Origin of the sequence: Oceanicoccus sp. KOV_DT_Chl (assembly GCF_900120175.1) — a bacterium.
Lineage (GTDB): Bacteria > Pseudomonadota > Gammaproteobacteria > Pseudomonadales > Dasaniaceae > Oceanicoccus.
In genome coordinates this window covers 1,597,851-1,623,179 of sequence record NZ_FQLF01000002.1, presented here as the reverse complement: position 1 = coordinate 1,623,179, position 25,329 = coordinate 1,597,851, and the positions used below count along the sequence as shown (strand labels likewise).

At 47.9% G+C, this 25,329-nt stretch carries 24 protein-coding genes and 3 pseudogenes; 16 read left to right on the top strand and 11 right to left on the bottom strand.

The window, feature by feature from the left end:
• Positions 1-101: 101 nt before the first annotated feature.
• Together lysA and UNITIG_RS25595 are read right to left on the bottom strand one after the other, a co-directional pair.
• Positions 102-1,349: a diaminopimelate decarboxylase gene (gene lysA / locus UNITIG_RS11355; protein WP_101758485.1), complete on the bottom strand. Its 1,248-nt coding sequence runs from the start codon at positions 1,347-1,349 to the stop codon at positions 102-104.
• Between the two features lie 162 nt (positions 1,350-1,511).
• Positions 1,512-1,583, bottom strand: a pseudogene (locus UNITIG_RS25595) (lipoprotein); the annotation flags it as partial.
• A 110-nt stretch (positions 1,584-1,693) separates the two neighbouring features.
• On the opposite strand from UNITIG_RS25595, the gene UNITIG_RS11345 reads away from it, so the two are divergent.
• Positions 1,694-2,695, top strand: a complete 1,002-nt coding sequence (locus UNITIG_RS11345) for a DUF3187 family protein (protein WP_101758483.1) — start codon at positions 1,694-1,696, stop codon at positions 2,693-2,695.
• A 180-nt stretch (positions 2,696-2,875) separates the two neighbouring features.
• Here the strand turns inward: UNITIG_RS11345 and UNITIG_RS11340 are convergent.
• The 4 genes and pseudogenes from UNITIG_RS11340 to argH all read right to left on the bottom strand — a co-directional run bounded on the left by UNITIG_RS11340 (position 2,876) and on the right by argH (position 8,030).
• Positions 2,876-5,769 (bottom strand): annotated as a pseudogene (locus UNITIG_RS11340) (class I adenylate cyclase).
• Between the two features lie 81 nt (positions 5,770-5,850).
• The gene (locus tag UNITIG_RS11335) at positions 5,851-6,168 is read right to left on the bottom strand and encodes a DNA-binding protein (protein ID WP_101758482.1); all 318 of its coding nucleotides are present in this window, start codon (positions 6,166-6,168) and stop codon (positions 5,851-5,853) included.
• Complete coding sequence (locus tag UNITIG_RS11330) at positions 6,146-6,505, bottom strand: type II toxin-antitoxin system RelE/ParE family toxin (RefSeq protein WP_101758481.1); 360 nt, start codon at positions 6,503-6,505, stop codon at positions 6,146-6,148. The genes UNITIG_RS11335 and UNITIG_RS11330 overlap by 23 nt, the downstream gene beginning before the upstream one ends.
• 127 nt (positions 6,506-6,632) lie before the next feature.
• Entirely contained in the window at positions 6,633-8,030 is a 1,398-nt protein-coding gene (gene argH, locus UNITIG_RS11325; RefSeq protein WP_101758480.1) for an argininosuccinate lyase, read from the bottom strand.
• A 147-nt stretch (positions 8,031-8,177) separates the two neighbouring features.
• Between argH and UNITIG_RS24300 the strand changes: the two genes are divergently transcribed.
• The 14 genes from UNITIG_RS24300 to UNITIG_RS11260 all read left to right on the top strand — a co-directional run bounded on the left by UNITIG_RS24300 (position 8,178) and on the right by UNITIG_RS11260 (position 18,061).
• Positions 8,178-8,543: a hypothetical protein gene (locus UNITIG_RS24300; RefSeq protein ID WP_235015358.1), complete on the top strand. Its 366-nt coding sequence runs from the start codon at positions 8,178-8,180 to the stop codon at positions 8,541-8,543.
• Entirely contained in the window at positions 8,471-9,193 is a 723-nt protein-coding gene (locus UNITIG_RS11320) for a sensor histidine kinase (protein ID WP_235015357.1), read from the top strand. Before UNITIG_RS24300 ends, UNITIG_RS11320 begins: the two co-directional genes overlap by 73 nt.
• 101 nt (positions 9,194-9,294) lie before the next feature.
• Positions 9,295-10,062: a LytTR family DNA-binding domain-containing protein gene (locus tag UNITIG_RS11315; RefSeq protein WP_101758479.1), complete on the top strand. Its 768-nt coding sequence runs from the start codon at positions 9,295-9,297 to the stop codon at positions 10,060-10,062.
• Between the two features lie 107 nt (positions 10,063-10,169).
• Positions 10,170-11,114, top strand: coding sequence for a hydroxymethylbilane synthase (hemC, locus tag UNITIG_RS11310; protein WP_101758478.1), 945 nt, complete (start codon positions 10,170-10,172; stop codon positions 11,112-11,114).
• Positions 11,115-11,119: 5 nt separating this feature from the next.
• Positions 11,120-11,458: a uroporphyrinogen-III synthase gene (locus tag UNITIG_RS11305; RefSeq protein WP_101758477.1), complete on the top strand. Its 339-nt coding sequence runs from the start codon at positions 11,120-11,122 to the stop codon at positions 11,456-11,458.
• Positions 11,449-11,664 carry a hypothetical protein gene (locus UNITIG_RS11300; protein ID WP_101758476.1) on the top strand — a complete coding sequence of 72 codons (216 nt, stop codon included), beginning with the start codon at positions 11,449-11,451 and terminating at the stop codon, positions 11,662-11,664. Before UNITIG_RS11305 ends, UNITIG_RS11300 begins: the two co-directional genes overlap by 10 nt.
• Positions 11,637-11,900: a uroporphyrinogen-III synthase gene (locus tag UNITIG_RS11295; protein WP_101758475.1), complete on the top strand. Its 264-nt coding sequence runs from the start codon at positions 11,637-11,639 to the stop codon at positions 11,898-11,900. Before UNITIG_RS11300 ends, UNITIG_RS11295 begins: the two co-directional genes overlap by 28 nt.
• Before the next feature lie 20 nt (positions 11,901-11,920).
• Complete coding sequence (locus tag UNITIG_RS11290) at positions 11,921-13,024, top strand: uroporphyrinogen-III C-methyltransferase (protein WP_101758474.1); 1,104 nt, start codon at positions 11,921-11,923, stop codon at positions 13,022-13,024.
• Positions 13,024-14,247, top strand: coding sequence for a heme biosynthesis HemY N-terminal domain-containing protein (locus UNITIG_RS11285; protein ID WP_101758473.1), 1,224 nt, complete (start codon positions 13,024-13,026; stop codon positions 14,245-14,247). Before UNITIG_RS11290 ends, UNITIG_RS11285 begins: the two co-directional genes overlap by 1 nt.
• A gap of 230 nt (positions 14,248-14,477) precedes the next feature.
• On the top strand, positions 14,478-14,999 hold the full coding sequence (locus UNITIG_RS11280) for a hypothetical protein (protein WP_101758472.1): 522 nt from the start codon (positions 14,478-14,480) through the stop codon (positions 14,997-14,999).
• A 191-nt stretch (positions 15,000-15,190) separates the two neighbouring features.
• Positions 15,191-15,571, top strand: a complete 381-nt coding sequence (locus UNITIG_RS11275) for a hypothetical protein (protein ID WP_101758471.1) — start codon at positions 15,191-15,193, stop codon at positions 15,569-15,571.
• 117 nt (positions 15,572-15,688) lie between these two features.
• Positions 15,689-16,579: a hypothetical protein gene (locus tag UNITIG_RS11270; protein WP_101758470.1), complete on the top strand. Its 891-nt coding sequence runs from the start codon at positions 15,689-15,691 to the stop codon at positions 16,577-16,579.
• Positions 16,580-16,731: 152 nt separating this feature from the next.
• A complete protein-coding gene (locus UNITIG_RS11265; protein WP_159931143.1) occupies positions 16,732-17,373 on the top strand; it encodes a GDSL-type esterase/lipase family protein in 642 nt (213 codons plus the stop codon).
• Between the two features lie 151 nt (positions 17,374-17,524).
• On the top strand, positions 17,525-18,061 hold the full coding sequence (locus tag UNITIG_RS11260; RefSeq protein WP_101758468.1) for a hypothetical protein: 537 nt from the start codon (positions 17,525-17,527) through the stop codon (positions 18,059-18,061).
• A gap of 73 nt (positions 18,062-18,134) precedes the next feature.
• Here UNITIG_RS11260 and UNITIG_RS11255 read toward each other — a convergent pair whose 3' ends face one another.
• From UNITIG_RS11255 to UNITIG_RS11235, 5 genes are all read right to left on the bottom strand, one after another.
• Positions 18,135-18,473 (bottom strand): cupin domain-containing protein, encoded by a 339-nt coding sequence (locus tag UNITIG_RS11255; RefSeq protein WP_101758467.1) that lies wholly within the window; start codon positions 18,471-18,473, stop codon positions 18,135-18,137.
• Between the two features lie 15 nt (positions 18,474-18,488).
• Complete coding sequence (gene argA, locus UNITIG_RS11250; protein ID WP_101759261.1) at positions 18,489-19,814, bottom strand: amino-acid N-acetyltransferase; 1,326 nt, start codon at positions 19,812-19,814, stop codon at positions 18,489-18,491.
• A 119-nt stretch (positions 19,815-19,933) separates the two neighbouring features.
• Positions 19,934-21,085, bottom strand: coding sequence for an acetylornithine deacetylase (argE, locus tag UNITIG_RS11245; protein WP_101758466.1), 1,152 nt, complete (start codon positions 21,083-21,085; stop codon positions 19,934-19,936).
• A 158-nt stretch (positions 21,086-21,243) separates the two neighbouring features.
• On the bottom strand, positions 21,244-22,527 hold the full coding sequence (locus UNITIG_RS11240) for an inorganic phosphate transporter (RefSeq protein ID WP_101758465.1): 1,284 nt from the start codon (positions 22,525-22,527) through the stop codon (positions 21,244-21,246).
• A 30-nt stretch (positions 22,528-22,557) separates the two neighbouring features.
• Positions 22,558-23,235, bottom strand: a complete 678-nt coding sequence (locus tag UNITIG_RS11235; RefSeq protein ID WP_101758464.1) for a TIGR00153 family protein — start codon at positions 23,233-23,235, stop codon at positions 22,558-22,560.
• Between the two features lie 354 nt (positions 23,236-23,589).
• Here UNITIG_RS11235 and UNITIG_RS11230 point away from each other — a divergent pair.
• A pseudogene (locus tag UNITIG_RS11230) lies at positions 23,590-25,313 on the top strand (GspE/PulE family protein).
• The last annotated feature ends 16 nt before the right edge of the window (positions 25,314-25,329 follow it).

Genomic DNA, 25,329 nt, shown 5'->3' with positions numbered 1-25,329 from the left:
CGCTTCGCCGTTAGCGCGGTTAGGGTGATGCTGTTTGACTGCAGCTGTTCAGGTGCAGTCGCTGGAGAGAAGGCTGGTTTCGTTAAGACTGGACGACAGTCTTATGGCAGCAGCGCTTCACCCCGCATCAGGTCGGCGATGGTTTCCCGCGAGCGAATGACATGCATAGTATCACCATCCACCATAATTTCAGCTGCGCGTCCTCGGCTATTGTAGTTGGAACTCATGGTAAATCCATAGGCGCCTGAAGAGGCGACGGATAATAAATCCCCTTGCTCAAGAATAAGTTCACGGTCTTTGCCCAAAAAATCACCGGTTTCACAGACAGGGCCCACCAAATCCCAGAGCTTGGCTTCGCCGTCTGAACGCGGTGCCACTGGCTGGATATTCAGCCAGGCCTGATAAAGTGCCGGCCGAATCATATCGTTCATGGCGGCATCGATAATGGCGAAGTTTTTGTGAGCGTTTGGCTTAAGGTATTCGACTTTGGTTAATAACACTCCCGCATTGGCGCAAATAGAGCGGCCAGGTTCAAAGGCCAGGGTGACATCACGGTCGCCCAGTCGCTCTAACACTTTTGCTACGTAGGCTGAAGGCGCAGGTGGTTGCTCATCGTTGTAGCGCACCCCCAGGCCACCGCCTAAATCCAGGTGGCGAATGCTGATGCCACTGGCTGCGAGTTGATCGATCAGGGCTAACACTCTGTCCATGGCGTCGAGAAAGGGCGCGACCTCGGTTAGCTGCGAACCGATATGGCAATCTACCCCGATCACTTCAATATGACTGAGTTCAGTGGCGCGTTGATACACCTGCGGGGCTTGCTCAATGGCGATACCAAACTTGTTATCTTTCAGGCCGGTTGAGATATAAGGGTGAGTTTGTGCATCGACATCGGGATTCACCCGCAGCGAAATCGGCGCAACGATATCCATCGCCGCCGCCACGCTTTGCAATTGCTCCAGTTCAGCAGCAGATTCCAGATTAAAACAATGGATACCGACCTCCAATGCCCGGCGCATTTCCAGTGCCGTTTTAGCCACGCCGGAAAAGACTACTTTGGAAGGGTCGCCCCCAGCCGCTAAGACGCGCTCCAGCTCGCCGATGGAAACAATATCAAAGCCGGCGCCTAGTCGTGCTAGTACATTCAATACCGCAATATTGGAATTAGCCTTCACTGCATAACAGATTAAATGCTTGCGACCAACGAGGGCTTGTTGATAGGACAAAAATTGTTGTTCCAAATGTGCCCGTGAATACACATACGTAGGAGTGCCGTATTCGCTGGCAATAGCCGCGAGCGGGACATTTTCGGCGTGCAGTTCGCCGTTGCGATATTCAAAGGCTTCCATCGGGGTTAAACCTGTTCTGTGGTGTTGTCGTGTGTTGCAAGAATTTGGAGCTTACTCGTCGATGTCGTCAGTCTCAGCTTTATCTTTGCGCTCAGCTTCGGTTGTAGCCGGTGTGTTGCGCGGCTCCACTTCCTGCTGGGTAGGGGTGGCTGATTGTGGCAAAAAAAGCGGCCCTTTTTGGCCGCAGGCGGTCAAAAGAAATAGGCAACTTATGGCGATTAAACTAGGGCGCATCAGAAATTCTCGTTGGATAAGCGGCGATTATAGCGACACTTGGGCTGAACCCCAATGTTATTTTGCTATACTCGGCTGCCTCGACCAGTCGTTAACAAACAAGGGATACGATGAAAAATAAAATCAATAAGCTGTTAGCCAGCGTGCTGTTAGTGCCAGCGGTTGTGATCAGTGCAGCGGCGGCTGATCGCCTGAATGATCCTTATGTGATTACCAGCCGCAGCCCATTTGTGCAGATTTATGGTTTACCCGCAGCGCAGGGTGCTGAGCTGCAAGGTAGTGGGCAGTGGAGTGGCGGCTTACAAATTGATGTCTCCAATAACTTTGCCGAGAATGATAGCGCCAGCGAGCAGGTGTTTATCGACGGCGAGACCCATCGCGTCAATCTGCAAGGCCGCTACGGTTTGAATGAAAAGTGGGAGCTGGGTATAGATGTCCCTTACCTCAGCCATAAAAGTGGTGGGCTAGACAGCTTTATCGATGACTGGCATGACTTCTGGGGTTTCCCCGATGGTGACCGCCCCGCCTTTCCGCAGGATCAATTACAGTTTAGCTACCAAAATGCCGCTGGCGATAGCGTGCTGTTGAATGAGCCGGAGGCGGGTGTAGGGGATGTTAGCCTGAGCGCGGCCTACCAATTATCTAACAACGACGATCAATATTGGGCGTTACGAGCGGCGGTAAAAATCCCCACCGGCGATGCCGATTCGCTGTTAGGTTCGGAGTCTACCGATATTTCCCTGGCACTTAATTTTAGCGATCAGCAGTTAGGCCAATCGGCTTTTGCGTTTCATGGCAGCGCCGGCGTAATGTTTATGGATGACGGTGAAGTGTTATCTGAACTACGAGAAGACTGGGTAGTATTTGGCTCCTCAACACTGAGTTGGTTATACAGTTCTGCGGTGAGTTTAAAATTACAGTTAGACGTGCATTCGGCGTTTTACGATAGTGGGCTGACTGAGTTGGGTGATGATTCTGCGCAATTGATTATCGGCGGCGCTATTCGTTTGTCGGAGCATTGGTTGTTGGATTTGGCAGTGAGTGAGGATATTGCGGTTGATACGGCGCCGGATGTGGTTTTTCATATTGGGGTTAAGGCGGTGGAGTGGTAGTGGTTGTTATTGTGAGTTAGGAATAAATTCCAAACGCCATAAATAAGCCGGAGTCATCCTCGACTTGATAGCATTGCTGTCCGGGATAAATCTGAAACACCCCGGATGACTTCGGATTAATCGGGTTTTTCGGATTGATTTCAGACAGCATCGCGATTGAAAAACAGTGATAATTTTAAGCTAAAGCGCCTGCAACGCGTGATTTAACGCCTGCTCCAGCTTTTGTTTATGCTTCAAATAATCAATAGTTTGCGATGGCGTATTATTCTCACCGCGATAGCGACTTAAATCCAAATCAGTAATATAGCAGGGGTAGCGTTCCTGAGAGTTGCGTCGGCTCAAAATAAATTTAGCGGCGGTGTTGTATAGCGCTTTACCAAATTCCAGTTCGGTAAATTCCTGTTGGTCACAATAAATATTAAACAGGATACGGCCGTTTAGGTCTTGATCGGCAATGGCCTGCACATTGAAAAAATTAGTGCCTTCAATGTGATTAAGTACATTGCGACGGCTCAGTTGAACATTGTTGATGCTTTGATTAATTTGGTAAAACTCGATTTCGTAGTGGCTTAAGTCAAAGTTATCTAATTCAAAACTATTGTGATTGGCTAAAAAGTGGCTGTGTTCGCTACTGCGTCTAAATAAAGTGGATTGAATAAATTGATCTAGCGGCGAAAGCAGGGTGTATTCATCGCGGAATGGGGTATTGAAATAAAATAAAGACCCTTTTTCGTCCAGTACATAAACGTCGGCAGAGTCTTCTTGTGGTTGATAATAGACTTGAATTTGATTAGCTAAAGACTGTTGGACGATGGCTGATAATGCGGAATGCTTCAGGCAGTAGCGGTCCAGTACGATGGGGCTGAATTCCTGTTGCGATTGACCTAAATAGGTAAGTAGCGCCGAGTAGTTGCCCGCGCGTTCAAAGCGTGGCGTTTTGCCAGTAAATTGCAATACATAATACTCGCGCTGAATTTCAAGGACGTAGCGGGTGTTGGCGGGACGAGTACCGCTGTAGTAGCAAGCGGCAATGTCGCGAAATAATTCTTCCACCCGTAATTTTATGGCGCTGGCTCGGGTGGGGCAAAAACATTGGACGTCGAGTTTAGGCAAGCCGTGGCGGCTGCCCGGTGGCAATAATTGTAAATAATCATTGATGCAACGAATTAACGCAAAGTCGCCATCGTAGCGGCGGCTACTTAATTCGCCCCAGCTATTGACCATCACTTGTTCCAAGTTCAGTACCAGGTTTTCCTTGAGTCCGCTGTAACCAAGGCTGTCGGTGTGTGCACTTAACCGTTCCATACCTTGGGTACGCATTTGGGCTAAAGGATCTACCCCGACATTAATAAACAACTGAATTTGCAAGGGGCGCATGGCCTGACTAAAGCGATCGTGCTTTTCATCATCTGTGTCATTTTGCGATTTGGCCACAGATAGATGTTGCCTCAGGCTACGAAACATACTATGTAATTCGTATTCGCTAATACCGTGATCACCTTCGACGATATTAAGTTGGGTCGTGTGATCTAACAGTTTATTAAAGTGGCACCAGGCCATTAGTGTAATGATTTCATCAGCACGTTTTATGGGCTGGTCTCTACTGATATCGCGCTGCGCTAAAGGTTCGGCACTGACTGCCCAACTGATCGCAGAATCATGACTGGTTTGGGTTTGGTAAAAGGTTAATTGCTCTTCAATTAAATTGTTGGCGATGCCTGGATTGACCCATTCGATTTTTCCCGCCTTGCGCTCGAAGGCGGCATAGAGTTTTCGCCCCAGTACGGTCATTTCCTGTGAGTTGATCATAGCGGAAGAGCGGGTACGTCTTGCTAGCTCCAGGACAAAGCGATAACTATTAGTCAGCTCGCGAACCAATTGTTTTTGTTCTTCAATAACCCGGCTAACTTTCCATTGCTTACGCGCATCCAGATTGTAAATTTGTTCTCTTGGCCACTGCCATTGTTGCACCAGTTTTTCCATCAGCTGACGTTGCCAGGATTTACGGGGGTCGCGACTGGGACGTGACAGGGCTTTGCCAATTTTGAAATAAAAACAGCGGCGCACCAGTTCCAGTCGTTTTAATTCATTGCGGTTTAATAAATATTGTTCCAGCTTGCGGTAGACCACCACATAAGGGTCGAGCTCATCGATATCGAGTTGGTCGTTATAAATGGCGCGCTTAAACTGGGTGCTGAGTGGTTCTACATGGGGGTATTCGGCGGCGTAGACTTCGGTCAGCAAAATTTTCAGTACCGACTTATAGGGGAGTCGATGGCTTTGTAGAGTTGCCATACACCCGCGCCAACAAATTCACCGGCGGGGATCAGGCCGACGCCGCCAAAGTCCAGCGTGTCATCATTGCGTACGAAGCGTTTTTTGCGCAGGGTGTCGGCGTAGTAATCGTAGTGCTGCTCTTCCTCCGGTGGGATTAACCACCAAATGGGCACCTTGCCAGCGATCCATACGCTGGTGCGATAAAACTCGTCCAGCAGCAAGAAGTGTTGGCTGCTGCCACAGTCTTCGGTGGAGAGTTCTTCACGTTCACCTTGCCGGAATTTTTCGTCTTCCATTAAAAAGAAATGCGCTTCCAGATCAATGCTCATAGCCCAGCGGGTAATCTCATCGCATTTGTGTCGCAGCAGCATTTGCTCTTCACCGCCCAGTGGCGGGTGGCAGATCCAGATATCCAGATCCGATTTTTCTGACTGCGCCACCGTACCGCAGGAACCCATCAGGAAGATGCCGTGGATCTGGCGTCGCATCGTGGGCTGACGGCGATAGGTAAAGCTGCGGGCTAAGCGCTGGGCTTTTTGTACATCCTGCTGGTTGGGGTTGAAGCCAGTGACACCGCAGGGTGTTTGATGGGAGACATAGCCGGGCAACATCGGGTGGTTGGCGTGGAATAGCATCGGCAGCAATTCTAGAAAAATTTGCTGGCGACCACCCAGTGCCGATTTAGTGCGGGCCAGCCGGGCGCTGTTGACCTCAAAAAAACGCTTTTTGATATTTTTCAGCGTCTTGCGGTCAACCCCCTGATCAATCGATGAGTGGCTGGTTTGTAGTGATGACATGGATTTCAGTATAGGTGGCTATAGTCTCTTTAGCGGCCAAAAGCGTCAGGAATTGAGTAGTGTGACCATTTTGGCTGCTTTTTAGGCGGCACGGAACAAGGCTTTGTCATCCAGCCCCTCGCGCTGCCGGCAAATGCGGATAATATGCAGCAGGTTTTTGGCGGTGGGATTGCCTTTGGCGCTGAGCATTCGTCGCAGGCTGGGTACTGCGACACCGATTTCACTGGCGATTTGGTCGGCACAACCGGTGGCGTTGATATAGTCCCTGAGCAGGGCATTGCCCACCTGGACTTCGCCGTTGAGGTAGACCCCGATGGCTTCTTGAATTAGGTGAAAGCGGAATTCCGGGTCCTGGCAGGCTTCCATCACCGTTTCTTTAAAATCTCGTGTAAGGGGCATGTGATCCTCCTTTTTTATACTCGGTTAAGTATTGCTTGGCTTTGCTTATGGCTCGGTTTTGATCGGCTTTAGAGCTACCGGCAAAAAGGATAATAATTTCGTCCTTTTCTAAGGTGTAATAGATACGATAGCCTGGGCCATAGAATAGCCGGTGTTCCTGTAAGCCATCTCCCAGTGCTTTAGTATCGCCAAAGTGACCCGTCTCCATTCGCCTAATTGCGATAGTGAGTTTCACTCTGGCTTTGGCATCCTTTAATGACAGCAGCCAATCCCTGAATGGTTTCCTGCCACTGGGTTGAATATATTCACGAATGATTCGGGGCATAACTTTAGCCATACAAAATCCTTTTTATCTGGCGAAAGCACATAATAACTTAAATGTTATTATGTGCAAGTCAGTAGCAAATTAGGTGAAAACTTTCGCACAGCGCCCTCCTTGGCGGCTGTTAGGCTGGTAAGGGGGTTTAACGCTGCTGCAATTTTTGGGTGGCGCGTTCTGCGGCGGATTTAACTTGTTTGGGTGCAGTTCCGCCAATATGGTCACGAGCCGCTACTGAGCCTTCCAGTGTCAGCACCTCGAACACATCATCGCTGATAATGTCGCTGAACTGCTGTAATTCCTGCAGTGACATTTCAGACAAGTCTTTTTCCTCAGCTACGCCATAAGCCACTGACTTGCCAACGACTTCATGGGCATCGCGGAAGGGCATGCCTTTGCGGACTAAATAATCGGCCAAATCGGTGGCGGTAGAAAAACCACGGCGCGCCGCTTCCAGCATGACGGCTTTTTTCGGTTCGATGGCGGGCACCATATCGGCATAGGCTTTGAGGCAATCCTTGATGGTGTCGATAGTGTCGAATAAGGGTTCTTTGTCTTCCTGATTATCTTTGTTGTAGGCCAGTGGCTGTGACTTCATCAGGGTGAGCAGTGAAATCAAATGGCCGTTGACCCGGCCGACTTTGCCCCGCACCAGTTCAGGTACATCGGGGTTTTTCTTCTGCGGCATGATCGATGAGCCAGTACAGAAGCGGTCGGGCAGATTGATAAAGTTAAACTGGGCTGAAGTCCACAGTACCAGCTCTTCGCTGAAGCGGGATAAGTGAGTCATTACTAAGCTGGCAAAGGCGGTAAACTCTATGGCGAAGTCGCGGTCGCTGACTGAATCCAGTGAGTTTTCCGTGGGTGCTTCAAAGCCCAATAGCTGCGCAGTCATGGCCCGGTCGATGGGGTAAGTGGTGCCAGCCAGAGCTGCGGCTCCTAATGGCGATTGGTTTACCCGCTTGCGGCAATCGATCAGCCGGCCGTAATCGCGCTCCAGCATTTCATTCCACGCTAATAAATGATGGCCAAATGTTACCGGTTGCGCGGTTTGTAAATGGGTAAAACCGGGCATGATGGTATCGGCATGTTGCGTGGCCAGAGCGATCAAGCCCTGTTGCAGGCGGGTCAGTTCTTTGCTGATAGTGTCGATTTCGTCCCGAAGATAGAGTCTGATGTCAGTAGCCACCTGATCATTGCGCGAGCGCCCGGTGTGTAATTTCTTACCGGTGATACCAATCTTGTCGGTGAGCCGCGCTTCAATATTCATGTGCACGTCTTCCAGCGTTACTGACCACTGAAATTCCCCGGCTTCCACTTCGCTGCGAATCGCTTCCAAACCGGTTTGAATCTGGTCCAATTCATCAGCGCTAAGCACCCCCACTTTGGTGAGCATTTGCGCATGGGCTAGCGAGCCATTGATATCATGGTGGTACATGCGCTTATCAAACTCTACCGAGGCGGTAAAACGTTCGACAAAAGCATCGGTGGGTTCGCTAAAGCGGCCGCCCCAGGGTTTGATGGCTTGATCCTGATCAGTCATGGAATTCACTTAGTTGTTTGGACGTTGAGTAAGATACTGTATTGGCGGCGGATTATAGCAACAATTAGCCAGCCGATGGCCATCTTGATAGATATTGTTTGCCGGTATTGCGCTATAGTTTTGTCATTAATAATGATTAGACGTTTTATGGAAAATAACAAACCCGTAGCGGCTGCAGCCGCGCCAACATCAAACTCGGCGGCACAAGAATTTTTTATTCCCGACTTGTGCAATGTGCAGGCGGTGTTCTTTCTAGTATTGGTAGCGGAGCTGTTGGCGATCGTGTTGGAATTGGCCGCTAACGGCGCGGCAGAATTCAATTGGCTGTCGTTATCACTCACCTCTTTGTTTGTGCAGTGGGTATTTTTATTGAGCGCGGCTTTGTTATGTCTGCTGCGCCCACACCTAAGCGATTGGCCCTTGGCGCGCGCCGCAGGCTTATGTTATCTACTGATTTTATTGGTGGTCACGGTGACCAGTGTGCTGGGGCAGGGGTTATTGGGGGCGCATTAAACGGTGGAGGCTGGCCAGTGGATGGGGGGCGCTTGCTGACGCATATTTTGATCTGTGCGGTACTGGCGGGTATTGCCCTGCGTTATTTTTATCTCACCCAGCAATTGCGCTTGAATCAGCGGGCAGAATTACAGGCCCGTATTCAGGCACTGCAATCCCGCATTCGGCCACACTTTCTGTTTAATAGCATGAATATTATCGCCAGCTTGATAGCGGTGGATCAGGAGGCGGCGGAGACAGCGGTAGAAGATTTGGCCGGCTTGTTTCGCGCCAGTCTGGCGGAGGCTGAAACCCAGGTCACACTGGCGGAAGAGCTGGAGTTGTGTCGTCGTTACACCCGTATTGAGCAACTGCGGCTGGGACAGCGTCTGCAATTGGACTGGCAGGTCGACCAGGTGCCCCAGCAATTGAAAATCCCCAGTTTGTCGGTACAGCCTTTATTGGAGAACGCTATTTACCACGGTATTCAGCAATTACCTGCCGGTGGTACCGTGGCCATTGCTGCCCGCTATGCACAGGGGGTTTTTACTCTGAGTATCACCAACCCGTCGCCGCTGAACCGGTGCGCACGGGCAGTGGTAATCAACTGGCATTGGACAATATTCACCGGCGCTTGCAAGCTTTGTATGGCGCCAAGGCGGGACTGGTGACAGCGTTGGATCAGCAACAGTATGTCGCCACTATTAGCTATCCGGTGACGATGGATGGTTAGCGTGCGGTTGGCAGGATTAAAAAAGAACAGGATACAGCGTTGAAAGTATTGATCGTGGATGATGAACCGTTGGCGCGTACTCGCTTGGTGCGGTTACTGGAGCAGCAAGGGGGCTACGAGGTGGTGGCCGAAGCCGATAACGGCGAGCAGGCGATAGCCGCCTGTAATGAACACGAGCCTGATGTGTTGCTGATGGATATTCGCATGCCGGTGATGGATGGCTTGCAGGCCGCCAGACACTTGGCGGGCAGCGAACAACCTCCGGCTGTTATTTTTTGTACGGCCTATAACGATTATGCGCTGGATGCCTTTGAGGCTAATGCGGTGGACTACCTGTTAAAGCCGGTGAATCGAGAAAAATTAGCGCTGGCACTGGCCAAAGCGCAAAAGTTGAACCGGGTACAAATCAGCGCCTTGATTGAAAGTTCGAACCAGCAGGATCCGGTGGCGGCGAATAGTCAGCGCCAGCATATATCCGCCAAGACCAGCCGTGGTATTGAATTGATCCCGGTGGAGCAGGTGCGTTATTTTCTGGCAGATCAAAAATACGTCACTGTTTACTATGTAACTGAAGCAGGTGGTGCGCTCAAGGAAGTGTTGATCGATGACCCCTTAAAAGAATTGGAGCGGGAATTTACCGGTGTGTTTGTTCGTATTCATCGCAATGCCCTAGTGGCTGTGCAGCACATTCAAGGGTTGGAAAAAACTGATGAAGGGATGCAATTGAAGTTGGCCGGTGCAGTGACTGGCCCGATAGTGAGTCGCCGTCATCAGGCCGAGGTTCGCAAGTTATTGCACGCACTGTGAACGTTCAGTGGTGTGGGCCGTAACGCGGATTTAGCACTGGTAAAGCCTAATGCCGATACAGATGTTATCATTGCGCGCTTTCAAGCTAACCCAATAAAAGAGTGAGTATGTCTGAACAATTAGTCCGTATTGCTACCCGTGAAAGCCCGTTAGCGCTGTGGCAGGCTGAATTTATCAAAGCCGAGCTATTGGCTTTATACCCTGATATCACCGTTGAGTTATTGGGCATGACCACCAAGGGCGATATATTTCTGGATTCGCCCTTGTCAAAAATTGGTGGCAAAGGTTTGTTTGTTAAAGAGCTGGAAGCGGCATTGTTAGAAGATCGTGCCGACATTGCGGTGCATTCGATGAAAGATGTACCGATGGAGTTTCCCGAAGGCTTGGGCTTGGCTATTATTTGCGAGCGCGAAGACCCCACCGATGCGTTTGTCTCCAATCGCTATAACAGTATTGAAGAACTGCCCTTGGGCAGCCGCGTCGGCACCTCCAGTTTACGTCGGCAAAGTCAGTTGCGGGCCAGTCGCCCCGATTTAAAAGTGTTGGATTTGCGCGGCAATGTGAATACCCGATTGCGCAAACTGGATGAAGATCAATTTGATGCCATTATTCTTGCTACTGCTGGACTGCTGCGGTTAAAAATGGACGATCGAATCCGCACCCGTATCCCGGTAGAAAATAGTTTACCGGCGGGAGGCCAGGGGGCCGTGGGCGTTGAAACGAGAGTCGCGGATCAGCGCCTACAAAAATTACTCGCGCCCTTGCACCATCAAGCCAGTGCCGAATGTGTAGAGGCGGAGCGCGCGCTGAATTTGCGTTTACAAGGTGGTTGTCAGGTGCCTATTGCCTGTTTTGCTATTACTGATCCACAAAATCCGGAACATTTATGGCTGCGTGGTTTGGTGGGTAATCCTGACGGCAGTGAAATTTTACGTAGTGAACGGCGTGGACCAAGAGACTCGGCACAGTCTTTGGGGGTGGCAGTAGCGGAAGAATTACTCGCGCAAGGGGCGGATAAAATTCTGCAAGCTGTCTATAACGAAAAGGCTTAGTGGTAATGACGCTGGCAGGGCTAAACATTTTAGTCACCAGACCACAGGGGCAAGCTGAGAAATTATTGGCGGGTATTAACGCCGTTGGTGGTCATGGTATTCACTACCCGGTGTTGGAAATTAACGCGCTGGATACTGTTGAGGATGCTGCCAGCTATCAGCGTTGCAAGCAGCTGATTATGAATCTGGATCAGTATCAGCATATTATTTTTATCAGTACCAACGCGGTTAGCTTTGGCATGGATTGGATCAATCAATATTGGCCACAGCTACCGGTAGCGATCCAGTGGTACGGTATTGGCAGTAGCACCGTTGCCGGTCTGCTAGCGGCGGGGTGCCAGTAAATACTGCAGATGCTGACTCGACGATGGATAGCGAGACCTTGCTGCAACACGCGCAATTACAAAGTGTTAAGCAACAGAAGATTCTGATTGTGCGTGGTATTGGTGGCCGGGAATACCTAGCTGAGCAGTTAACAGCGCGGGGGCGGTCGTTGAATATGCCGAATGCTATCGTCGCGGTATGGTTACATCGCCAGCAGCGGCGTTAAGCAGTATTATTAAACAGCAGAAGATTGATATTATCTGTGTGAACAGCACCGAAAGCTTACAGAGTTTAATGCTGCTGGCCGCGGATGAACTCAGTACTTTGCAAAGCCAAACCGTATTAGTACCGGGGCTGCGGGTGGCAGAATTTGCCAGGCAGCAGGGGTTTACCAACATCATTGTTGCGGATAATGCCAGTGATCAAGCGGTACTGGCGCGCTTGTTAAGCTTAGCTAAATAACCATCGGGAACGGATAAAACGTGGAATCAGATAATAAACAGCCAGTTGCGACAAGCACGCCGGCAGCGAGCAGTAAAGTGGGAAAACCGTCTAACCGATGGGCTTTTATTAGCCTGGTAGTGGCGTTATTAGCGGTCGCCGCCAGCGCTTATTTATGGCAGCAAAGTGTTTTGCAGCATCAGCAATTGCAGCAGAGTCGCACCGATATTACGGCGGCTATTCAGCGGTTGGATAGCCAGCTAAATAAGCACAGTGAATTACAAAGGGAGCTGGATCAACAGCGCGCTGAGAGTGCGCGCCAGCAGCAAATTGACCAGCAAAATATAGAGGCCTTGCAACAGCAGCAAGCAAGTCAACAAAAACGGTTGTTAGCGATGTCCACCACGGATCGCGATGACTGGTTGTTGGCAGAAGTTGAATATTTAATTCGTTTGGCGAATCAGCGCTTGTTGATGGGCAAAGAAGTAAAAGGCGCAGCGGATTTATTACATGCTGCCGATGAAATTGTTCGTAGTTTAAATGACAGTGCATTGCATCCGGTGCGCAAGGCGCTGGCGATGGATAGAGAAGCATTACGGGTGGCTGGCGATGTCGATATTGAAGGCATTTATTTGCGGATCGGTGCAATAGCAGAGCAGGCGGCGCTATTACATTTGGTTAGTCTGGAACCATTCAAACCAGCCGTTGAAGAAGAAATTGAAGCAGACAATTGGCAGCAGCGAGTGCAAACAGGTTTTAGGGCGGCGTTAAATAAGTTGAGTCAATTTATTCAAATAAATCGCCGCGATGAAATTTATCAGCCACGGTTATCGCCAGAGTATGAAGCGATAGTGCGGCAGAACATTCAGCTGATGTTTGAGCAAGCGCAACTTGCAGTGTTGTCCGGCAAGCAAACAATGTATAGCGATAGTCTGGCAAAAGCTAAACAGTGGTTGGTGCGCTATTACACCTTGGATAAACAGGCTACCAATCGAATATTGGCAAACATTGAGCAAGTGGCGGATCAGCCTATCACCATAGATTTGCCGGATATTTCCGGTTCTTTAAGAGCACTGAATTCGTATCTCGAAACCATTCATCCGTTGACGCCGCAGTTGCAAACTGATGACGGAGCGGTTCAGTAATGAAGCGACTACTGATTGCTGTTTTAATCGTTCTAATAGTATCTGCCCTGTTGGTAGCCGCTATCGAATATGATCCCGGTTATGTGTTGATAAGCTACGGGCTGTATACGATTGAAAGTACCGTGTGGGTAGGCTTGGGTGCATTTATCGTATTGTTTGCGTTGTGTTATGGCTTTTTCAGTGTGTTGCGCAGGGCTATTACCGGTAGCTCAATAGTGAGCAATTGGATTTCAGGTCGCGGTTTTCGTCGCAGTCAACAGCAAACCACCAAGGGTTTAATCGCATTCATTGAAGGTAATTGGCAAAGTTCAAGAAACATTTTAGTGCGCGCAGCGGCCAAGTCAGAAACCCCGCTGATTAACTACTTGATTGCAGCTCGAGCCAGTCACGCGCTAGGTGACGATAAAAAATTAAAAGAGTATTTAACCAAAGCCGAAGCCAGTGCCAGCGGGGCCAGTATTGCGGTAGGTTTGACTCAAGCCGAATTACAGTTGCGCAGCGGCAGTTATGAACAGAGTCTGGCCACCCTGACCCGGGTGCGTCGCAATGCCGGTAAACATCCCCATGTTTTATTGTTGTTAAAGCAGGCGTATCAAGGCTTGAATGACTGGCAAGAGTTATTGAAGTTAGTGCCGGAACTAAAAAAATACAAAGTGTTATCGCCAGAGCAGCTAACGGCACTGGAATTAACCGCGAGTAAAAACAGTATTATTGAAACCGCCAAGCTGCGCAATGATGTGACAGCAGAGTTACATAAGCTGTGGAAGATGTTACCCAAAACAGCGGTTAAAAATAGTGATGTAGTAGCAGCCTATGCTGAGCGTATTATCGCCGCAGGCGAAATGGTCGAAGCTGAAAAGCTTATCCGCAAACAACTGAAAAAAGATTGGAATATAAAGTTAGTGGACTTGTATGGCCGGGTAGAAGGTGAGGATGCCGGCAAGCAATTACTGCACGCGGAAAGTTGGTTGCAAGAACGCAATAATGACGCCAGCCTGTTATTGTGTTTAGGCCGCTTGAGTTTGCGTAATTCGCTGTGGGGTAAAGCGCGCGAATATTTTGAAATAAGTTTAAAGCTGGAAGAAAGTGGCGACACTTGTGCTGAATTGGGCCGGTTGTTGGCGTGCTTGGGCGAGCATGAAAAAAGCAATGAATACTTTCAGCAGGGGTTGATGCTGGCGACGCATGGTTTGCCGCAGTTGCCATTGCCGGGTAGGCAGTAGGTTATGCTGGAATGGGAGATTGCTGGGGGGTTGGAGTTAAGTCTGCTGAGCTATACTGCATTGCAGACATTATCCGTTTGATAATAAAAAGAAAGTGTTAAGGCAAATAAAAGTCGATTGGTAGCATGTTTAAACTGATTATTCTATATTTTCCCTTTTGATAATTAGGAGTGTCTGTCTCTGGGTTCGCTTTTCAAAGTAATCTGAGTTTAGAGTAATGAGTGAGAATTATGAGATTTAAAATTGGTGTGCTCTTAGTGGCAGTATTTTTAGTATCCTGTGTGAGCTCGAAGCCACCTAGCGAATTAACTATCAGGGATGTCGTTAATGAGAATAACCCCATTAAATTTAATGGCAAGGTGACCTATCGAAACTCAAATGCCATAAAACCAGAAATTCTTTCAGAGTGTGAAATTAAAGAACATATTACAGCATCAATTATTGAGCGTTCTAGTGAAAACGGATTGCCGATCTCGCAATCAACATATAAGCGAGAATTAATTGTTGAAATAATCGGTGCTACTCCAGGAATATTCGTATTTGGAAATACTGGAGGTGTTCCTGCGACTTTAGATGTGAGCTTTAAATTAATTGAGGGCGATGATGTCATTTATGAACAAGATAGACATTGTCAAACTAAACTGGCAGGTTTCTTAGGTCTACAGCCATCGGCGTGTAACAAACTCGAAAAATGTGCGCGAAATCAAGGTGAGTACATATCAGAACGCTTATATCGGAAACTGTATAAGTGAGAGTTTTTTACAAGCTCGTTACTTACCTCTTTTTAGGGAAAATAAGTCAAAGTTAGAAGCGCAACAAATAAAAGTCTGTTTTTTCCTGACCATTCTGTAGTTTATCCCTTTTGGGGCGGGATATAACGACTGGTAGTGTTGTTGAGGTAATTTATGCCTGCTGGTCAATATAATTAGCGTTAGGCGTCCATATGAGCAGTATTGATATTATTGAGAGTGATCTACATAAATTCATTGAAGACTTTTTTCAGAATAAAAGCCATGAAGGATCAGAGGGTTTTATTAAAGTTCTGATTAATGAGGCTAATAAAAAATTCCCCCAGCCTTTATCAATACAATGGGCGCCCGAAAGAATTAGGCTTTGGCCACCGTATGGAAAAGATTTAAGGGTGGCCGTAAAAAAATATACTCCAGAACTAATGAGGCTGATCAAAAAACACGATATAGAGCACCCTATGAGAGTTGAAGTTATAACGCTTTTCTTTCTTATGGAGTCGGGTGGCATTGTAGGTGCAACTACAATAAAAGATAGACGCGGCAAGAAATATCATGCGGATGTGGTAAGTGCATAACAATTTTATCAATGCCGCACCTGCGACTGGATGCGAAAAAAGTCGATCCCTATTAGCATTCATTAAATGCTAGTAGCATAAAATCTATTGCACCAAAGAAAGGTTTGAGTAATACCAATGGATAAGTATCTTCATGCAGGTGTGTCTGCGCTGGTGAACACAACGAGAAAGCTTAGCTTACCTTGGTTTTTTGGTCACTCTGGCGCATCGATTCTGGCGGGTTTTTTCTTGCTCAAGGATAATGACCTAGATGTTGAAGTGAGCCGAGCGATCACTAAGTATCTTGATCAAACTATTTCTGCGGACCCAGTAATATTTGAGCTCAGCTCTTTAAATAACAGCCTGGTGAGTGTAGATGAGCTTTTATCGGCCATTTCAATCTGCGTGAATTCACATTCAACCACAGGGCATGGAGTGATTTTCGGAACATTGGCATTAAGGGCGTTGGTGCAGGAGCCAAAACTATTGACCAGACAAGTATCCGAAGGTCTAGTTACTTTATTGCGGCAGTGTCTTGAAGATGTTCCAAATCGCCACTATGGAATTAATAACTATCAATCTTCCGAGGTAGACTATAGTGGTTGTAAATCATTTTCTTCTGTTAAAGAGGCCGCAGAATATTCACTGACAGTTCATGAAACAGTATATCCGGATCAAACTATTGGCGAGACTTTTTACTTTCTGGCTGGCGATCTGCTTCATTCGGTTACTTATGCTCATGCGCTGCTAGAGTTAGAAGCTTTGGGGTATGGTGAAATAGCCCACCAAGGGTTGGGGCCACTATCCAGACATATATTTTTGAGTTCCAGATTGCATAAAGATCTTTATCCTTTAGTAGCGAAGAGGGTATTTGATCCAAAGCAGCTATCTTTCTGGCAGCGGCCATTAGCGGAGCCGCATAATATAAAACTTGCCTATTCGAGCATGGCGCTTATAGCTAACTATTCCCCTCAAGAAAAAGACAAAGTATTTCGGAACCTTAGTAAATACTGGGCCATGTATCATTAAAATGGCATAACGCAGCATTCAATGCAGCTCATTCGGGGTTGTATCATCTGGCCTATCATTGCGGTTTACATCAAAGGGAATCTATGAGTTATTCTAAAAAGATATACTCGATCTATATAGTCGGCCTACATATATTCTGCATTGTAATTCTCATGCAAAGCGATTTTTTCGGCACGATTCTTGGTAAAAATAGCACTCATCAACAGCCTGAGATATCACCCTATTACAATAGAATCACCAAATACCATAAACGTATGGATGGCTCGATCCCTGCCGGGGCGACGCTTTTTATTGGTGACAGCGTTACTCAGGGTTTGGCGACGTCTGCGATAGCTGATGTATCGGTCAATTTTGGCATTGGCTCCGATACAACACTCGGTGTTATTAAGCGGCTGCCCTTTTATAAGTCAATTGATAGAGCTAAAGCAGTAGTTATTGCTATTGGTGTAAATGATTTAAAGTATCGGGATAATAATAGTATCGTGCAAAACTATCAGAAAATATTAAACTATTTACCGGTAGATATGCCTGTTGTTGTAAGTGCAATATTGCCTGTAGATGAACGCGTCGAATCGATGCCATTAACTAACGAAAGAATAATAAAATTAAATGCTGCAATCAAAGCTCTGGCAAGAAATTATAAAAATGTTGTCTTTGTTGATGCTAGAGATTTACTTCAGGGTGATGCGGGTAGTTTAAAGAAAGCCTTTCATACTGGAGACGGGGTACATTTAAGTGCTGCAGGATATCAAGTATGGATTAGCTTGCTAAGAAATGCTTTGAGCAATACATGACTGCGTATCCCTATGTGAATTAGGGCCGGTTCCACTGTATGGCGGCCGATCTATTTAGAGTCATAAATGGCGCCTACTACTAGTGCTGCTGATTTTTCTGGCGATGGCCAAAAGTAAGAGTTGAACGTTTATACTTTTTTTAAGGACAACTATGAAATTCATATTCACTATTATATTACTATTGTCGATAAACGCCCGGGGTGATGATTACGCTACGTTTGGTTATGAATTTATGAGTGGGAAGGAAGAAAGTAGTGATGGAAACACCGGCTTATTTAAATTTTCTTATATGAATAATTTTTCTGGCCCCTTATTTTTAGGCGGTGATCTGGCGTTTAATATTGAACAGCTGGTACTTGATGATGTTAAAAGTAGGCGTTTTGAGCATGAGGCCTATTTAAACCTTAACGCAGGCGTTGTTAATAAAATTAGTAATAAAATCATGGCTTATGCTTATGTTGGTGCAAATATCGCCAGGCTAGAGCGGGATTTACCCTCTGGCATTAATAAAGAAGAAGACACTACAGAAGTGGGGCATGTTATTGGCGCCGGCGTAGGTTTTCGAATTTCCAGTAAGAGTACGCTGACATTGGGTTTGTCCCGGATAGATAATGGTGACGATTTTGTCTTTACTGGAATGAGTATTAATTTAACGGGTATATCAAGTTTAGTCGGCAAATACTTATAAAAAGAAGTCGAATGAGATGGACGTTAAATCAATCACAATATTATGAGTTAGGTTAGTGCTCGTATAATAATCGCTATTGATCCACTATCCCAAAATACAATACTACTAAGTCCTCAGCACCCGTATTTTGCAGTTCATGAAACTCTCCAGGTTGCACCGTTATCGTGGTGCCACCACTAATGGGGTAGTGCTGTTGATCTATAATAATATTGCCGCACCCTGATTGAATAAAAAAGACTTCGGTCATATCCGCATGGCAATGGGATGGTGCATTTTCGCCGGGCGGGAATGTGGCTTGGGAGAATTGAGTCAGGCTTGGGCACAGCTGATTATTCAGTATTTGTTTTTTACTGATTTTTGCGTTGTGGGAAACCTGGCTGTCGGGAATGTCTTGCAGATGACGAATGATCATGCGTAACCGGCTGCGCTATATTTTTTTAATAAACACTTTCGAGTTTCTTTGCAGGTTATAAAGCTGCTGCTTTTTCTCCGGCAAATGATCCCGTGTGCTTTCAACAAAACCGAGTTCCTGAAACCAATGTGCGGTTTGGGTAGTCAGTACAAAAACGCTATCCAATTGCTGCTGCAAGGCCTGCATTTCCAATGCGGCCAATAACCGCTCGCCTCTGTCCTCACCTCTGTAGTCCGGGTGCGTAGCAACGCAGGCAATTTCTCCGCAAGGGGCAATGGCGGACTGTTCGTCTTTATAAGGATAAAGTGCTGCGCAGGCGACGATCATGCCGTCACGTTCGATAACGGTGAATAAGGTTATCTCGGTTTCTAGCACTTCTCTTGAGCGCTTGACCAGTACCCCTTCGGCTTCCAGTGGCTCGATAAGCCCCAGAATACCGCCGACATCATTAATAGTGGCGGCCCGTAATTGTTCATAGGATGTTTGCGCGATTAAGGTGCCGGTGCCGTCGCGGGTAAATAATTCCTGTAACAAAGCTCCGTCGGTCGCATAGCTGATACAGTGGCAACGACTGACACCATTCTCTCCGCTGTGAATAATTGATTTGATTAAGTTGGCGGTGTCGTTATCCTGAGTGTGGCCAAGGATGTATTTTAATTCGCTGACTTCGCAGTTTTGAATCAGCGCGCCATTCATATCTTTTAGGCCCGCTTCTTCGGTAAATACGATCAGCTTATTAGCGTTGAGTTTTATCGCTGCCTGAGTAGCAACATCTTCCAGCGATAAATTAAATATTTCCCCGGTGGGTGAGTAGCCGGTAGGGGATAGCAATACGATGGAGCCGTCCGCGAGTTGTTTATTAATGCCATCCTTATCTATCCGCCGCACCATGCCGGTGTGCGCGAAATCAACACCGTCTCTGATACCGATTGGTTTAGCGACGACAAAATTACCAGAGCACACCCGAATTTGAGAGCCGTGCATGGGCGAATTGGCCAGCCCCATAGTGAGTAGCGCTTCAATTTGTGACCGTAAAGAACCCGCTGCATCTTTCACGCATTCCAGAGTTTGCGCATCGGTTATCCGCAAGGCTTTTTCAAAGCGGCTGGGTATACCCCGCAACTCGGCCCGCTCTTCAATCTGTGGTCTGGCACCGTAAACCAGTACCAATTTAACACCCAGGCTGTTAAGCAAGGCGATGTCGTGAATGATATTGGCAAAGTTGGGGTGCGCAATCGCCTCACCACTTAACATCAACACAAAGGTTTTCCCTCTATGCGCATTGATATAAGGCGCTGAGTTTCTAAACCATTTGACGTAATCTTTTGTAGGCACGGTGATGTTCGCTGTTATTGCTATTGGGTTGATATTGTGCGGATAAATATACACTAGGGCAAGTGCAGTGCTAGAAAACGTTTATTACTGCTTAGCTTGCACCTGTGCCGCTATGGGCGACGGGGCTATAAACAAAACCGTGCAATAAGTTGCCGTAATAAATCCACAGCAGGTTGCACTTGATTCAGGGCCATATATTCATTCGGTTGATGCGCTTGATCGATAGACCCCGGGCCCATCACGATGGTATCCATGCCCAGTTGTTGCATAAAAGGCGCTTCGGTGGCAAAGGCTACTGGCGCTGCACTATGCCCCGTTAACTGTTCAGCGTATTTGACTAATTCGCTGTCGGGGTTTTGCTCGAATGGCTGAATATGTTTGACCAGTGAGCGCAGACTGATATTGACGTTTAATTGCGCGGCTAACGGTTTGAGGCGCTGTTCAATTTCATAGCGTATTTCGCTGTTATCCATGCCCGGTAAGGCGCGTAAATCAAAATGCAATTCGCACTGGCCGCAGATGCGGTTGGGGTTGTCGCCGCCGTGGATGCAGCCGAGGTTAAGAGTTGGCACGGCAACGTCAAACAAGGGATTGTTATAACGCTGTTGCAGTTGTGCGCGGAAAGCCAGCAAATCTGACATCACTACGTGCATGGCCTCCATCGCATTATTACCCAGGGCTGGGTTGGAGGAATGTCCGGCGCGACCGACTACGGTGATCGCCTCCATCATAATGCCTTTGTGCATGCGGATCGGTTTTAAATCAGTGGGTTCGCCGATGACCGCGACTCGCGCTTTGGGACGGCCTTGGGCGGCGAGCTCTCTGGCGCCATCCATTGAGCTTTCTTCATCAGCGGTGGCGAGAATAATGAGCGGCTGTTGCAGTGGTTGCTCTAAAAAAGATTTGGCCGCTTCTATAGCGATGGGGAAAAACCCCTTCATATCGGTGCTACCCAGGCCGAATAATTTATTATCTTGTTCGGTGAGCGCTAGTGGATTCATATCCCAGCGCTCCTCATTGAATGGCACGGTATCAGTATGTCCGGCCAGCACTAAACCACCGGGCCCGCTACCGAGTGTGGCTATTAAATTGGCTTTATTCCCCCGGTTGGTCAGCGGGATGATTTCGCATTGAAACCCTAAGCTGTTGAGCCAGCCTGCCAACTTATCAATAACTCTGCGATTGCCAGTATCCCATTGGGCCGAAGTAGAACTGACTGAAATCTCACTCAGTAGTTCGTGCATCATAGTTAAGAGGGAGGGTATCGGTTGTGACATGTCGGTAACCGTGGTTGTGAGTATTTAGCGTTTACCGGGAGAGTGTTAACTATTTAACTTTCGTTGGCAATAAATGCATGGTGCAGTTTGGCTGTAAAAAATAAAGCGTCGGGGTAGATACGCCAGATCACTGTTGCCAGCAGTCTGGCGTATCGAACTTAGCCAAATATACCTTTAAACAGGAAGAAGAAGATGATCGCCAGGCCAGCACCGGCTGGTAGAGTGACTATCCACGACATAAAGATAGTACCAATGACTTGTAAGTTCAGCGCGCCAATACCACGGGCTAAACCCACACCTAGTACCGCGCCAACTAAGGTGTGAGTGGTGGAAATAGGCAGGCCGGTAGCTGATGCCAAAACGACAGTGGACGCTGCCCCCAGTTCTGCAGCAAAGCCACGGCTGGGGGTGAGCTCAGTGATTTTTTTGCCGATGGTGGCCATGACTTTCACGCCATAGGTCGCTAAACCTAAAACGATACCGCCACCGCCCAGTAATAATATCCAGCCGGGTAATGGGGATTTGCTGGCAATTTCACCACCACTTTGAATAACGCTGACGATGGCGGCCAATGGGCCTACGGCGTTAGCGACGTCATTGGAGCCGTGGGCAAAAGCCATCGCGCAGGCAGTAAATATCATCAGGATGGCAAAGATTTTTTCGACGTTATCAAAGCGATTTCCGGTTGCAGGAATGGCCTCTTCCTGTACCCGGTTAAGAAACTGTTTGCCAATTAGTGCGACGAAAATACCAACAGCAGCGGCAACCGGTAGAGCATTGGTAAATTTGCTACCCAAGCCTAATTCCAGTTCTATCCCTAAATGTTTTAAGCCTTTTAGCAGGGTGACCATGGCAATCATAAAGCCGACAGCAAACATATAAAGAGGGACATATTTTTTGGCATTTTGAAAGGGTTTTTCGGTGTTGAGGATCAGTTTTTGCACGCTCATAAAGAGGCCGTAGGATATGGTGCCAGCAAGTACTGGAGAGACTACCCAGCTAGCGACAATCGTTCCGACTTTGCCCCAGTTCACTGCGTCCACACCAATTCCAACGGCGGCAAAGCCCACTAGTGCACCAACGATGGAGTGCGTGGTAGAGACCGGCCAACCCATCATGCTGGCAATTAATAACCATGTGCCAGCCGCTAACAGTGCGGCCATCATGCCGTAGACCAGCAGCTCCGGCGTCCCGTCGAGTGCGGCAGGGTCTAAAATACCTTTGCGAATGGTGGCGGTGACTTCTCCACCAGCTAGATAAGCGCCTGCAAATTCAAACACCATCGCAATTAAAATAGCTTGTTTGATCGTCAGTGCTTTAGAACCAACCGAGGTTCCCATTGCATTAGCGACATCGTTAGCGCCGACGCCCCAGGCCATAAAAAAGCCAAATAAACAGGCCAGAATTAATAGTGTTTGGCCGTGCTCGGCAATAATAGACATAGTGAGTATTCTCTAAATTAAATTAAGAAGTTAGCTGGCGATTAAGCGCTGTAGGCGCGAGCCGATTTGTTGCGCGCGATCTGCTAATTCTCCAACCCAATCGATGATCTTGTAGAGAAACATCACATCAACAGGAGGCAGGTTTTTTTCCAGGTTGAATAATTGTGCCCGGACTTTGACTTGCAGCTTGTCGTTTTGGTTTTCCAGGTTGTCCAGCTCTTTAATTAATTCTTCTACTACCTGAATTTCGCGACCCCGAAAACCGGTTTCCAGTAGCTCATCCAACTCTTGAGTGGCCTTGAGTGCTTGGGCTGACGTAGCGACTGCCACGTGAACATACTCCATCATTAACGGTGCGATACCCTCTGGAATAACCATTTTGCGGCCCAGCATGATGCCGGCAATATCCTTGGTGCAGTTGGCCACTTTGTCTTGCATGGATACGAGTTCGAGTAGATCGGAACGCGGCATCGGCATAAATAAATTTTTGGGCATGTTGAGGCGAATGTTTTTCTTTAACTTGTCTGCCTCATGCTCCAGTTTACGGATATTTTTTTGGCACTCTTTCGCCTTGGGCCAATCGTCAGCGAGAACCGCTTCAAAGTATGTCGGCAGCAGTGCCGCACACTCTTGAGCTTTTGCCATATGTTCTTGAATGGGGCGAATCGGGGATTGGCCAAACAGATTGCTAAAGGGGTTGCCTGCCATTGGGGTGCTCCTGTCATAAATCTGTAACGATAATGGGGGCGCAGTATAGGGGGTTAGCAAAGCTGAGGCTAGTTTGGATTCCCTCAGAGTTAGGGCCAAATATCGAAAGCGTGTTCATGGTTTGGGCATTTGCTTCAGGGTAGCAGCGTTACTGAGCGATATATAGACAGTAAAGTCAGGCGGTAGGCGGCTGGCAAGAGCTTGAGACTAGGCCATACTTACCACCGATAATGCTACACTCAACCAGTAAATAGTGAATAAAAGATGACCAGTGTCGTCAATTCGGGAGCTCAGGTGGAAACAAGTACAGCAGTAGTTAGCAGGGCGGGGCGCACATTGGATTTGCGCAATTTGATGGATGATTTGCTCAAAGACCAGCGTGTTAGCAGCGCCGATCACGCCCAGCTACTGAACAGCTCACGCAGCAAGGAAGAGGCCATGCAGCATCCTCTGACGTATATCGCTGAGAAGAGTTTGCCCGATATTAAGCGTGCTGGCGCGCGCTTGGATATAGATGTGCTGATGCAGTGGCTGTCTGAGCAGAGTGGACAAGCGCTGTTCCATCTCGATCCCCTCAAGGTCAATGTGCCTGCAATCACAGAAGTGATGTCTTTTGAGTTTGCCAAGCGGCATAACATTCTGGCGGTGCAAGTTTCTGTAGATGAGGTGACCATCGCCAGCGCTGAACCATATCTGGATAGCTGGCAAAGTAATCTTGAACATGTTCTGCGGCGCCCCATTAAACGGGTGTTGATCGACCCCGCTGACTTGCAGCGTTATACCGTCGAATTTTATTCGCTGGCTAAATCCGTGCGCGGTGCCTCTGGAGCCAGTGGTCAGGCAACAGCGGGAGTGGCGAACTTTGAGCAGTTGTTAGAACTGGGGGATATGAAGGACCCGATGCCAATGATCAGCACATCGTTAATATTGTGGATTGGATTTTACAATACGCTTTTGATCAGCGGGCCAGTGATATTCATATTGAACCGCGTCGTGAAGTGGGTAATGTGCGTTTTCGTATTGATGGCGTGCTGTACAACGTTAATGAATTTCCCGCTCAGGTGGCAGTGGCAATAACCAGTCGGCTAAAAATTTTAGGTCGGTTAAATGTGGCGGAAAAACGCCGACCACAGGATGGCCGTTTAAAAACCGTCAGCCCGGAAGGCAATGAAATCGAATTGCGTTTGTCCACCATGCCTACAGCCTTCGGTGAAAAATTAGTGATGCGGATTTTTGACCCCGACGTGCTATTGCGCAGTTTCGAACAATTGGGTTTGGCTAACGAAGACTATAGTCGCTGGCAAAATATGATCGAAAAACCACACGGTATTGTGTTGGTGACCGGGCCAACCGGTTCAGGGAAAACCACCACCTTGTATTCCAGCTTAAAACAATTGGCCACCACCGAAGTCAATGTTTGCACCATCGAAGACCCGATTGAAATGATGGAAGACAGTTTTAATCAAATGCAGGTACAACATAATATCGACCTGGATTTTGCCAGTGGTGTGCGCGCGCTGATGCGACAGGACCCGGATATTATTATGATCGGCGAGATTCGTGATTTGGAAACAGCAGAGATGGCCATTCAGGCTGCGCTCACAGGTCATCTGGTGTTATCCACCTTGCACACCAATGATTCACCTAGCGCCATAACGCGGTTGTTAGAATTAGGTGTTCCATCCTATTTACTCAAAGCCACAGTGCTGGGGGTAATGGCGCAGCGTTTAGTGAGAACTTTATGCCCTCACTGTAAACAGCCCGATACTATTAGTGAAAGTGATTGGCAAACGCTGACCTTACCATGGAAGGTAGCGATGCCAAAAACTGTGTATAAGCCGGTTGGTTGTTTGGAATGTCGCAACACAGGTTACTACGGGCGTCAGGGAATTTATGAAATTTTAGTGATGTCAGAAACCGTGCAGGATCAAGTCAATGATCAGCTCAATATTGAATTGGTGCGGCGCCAGGCGATGAAAGAAGGCATGCACTCGCTGCGTTTATCCGGCGCGCAGAAAATAGCCGCGGGTGAAACTACTATGGCTGAAGTATTGCGAGTGTCACCCACTCAGCGTTAAGTCCAGCGCTATTGCT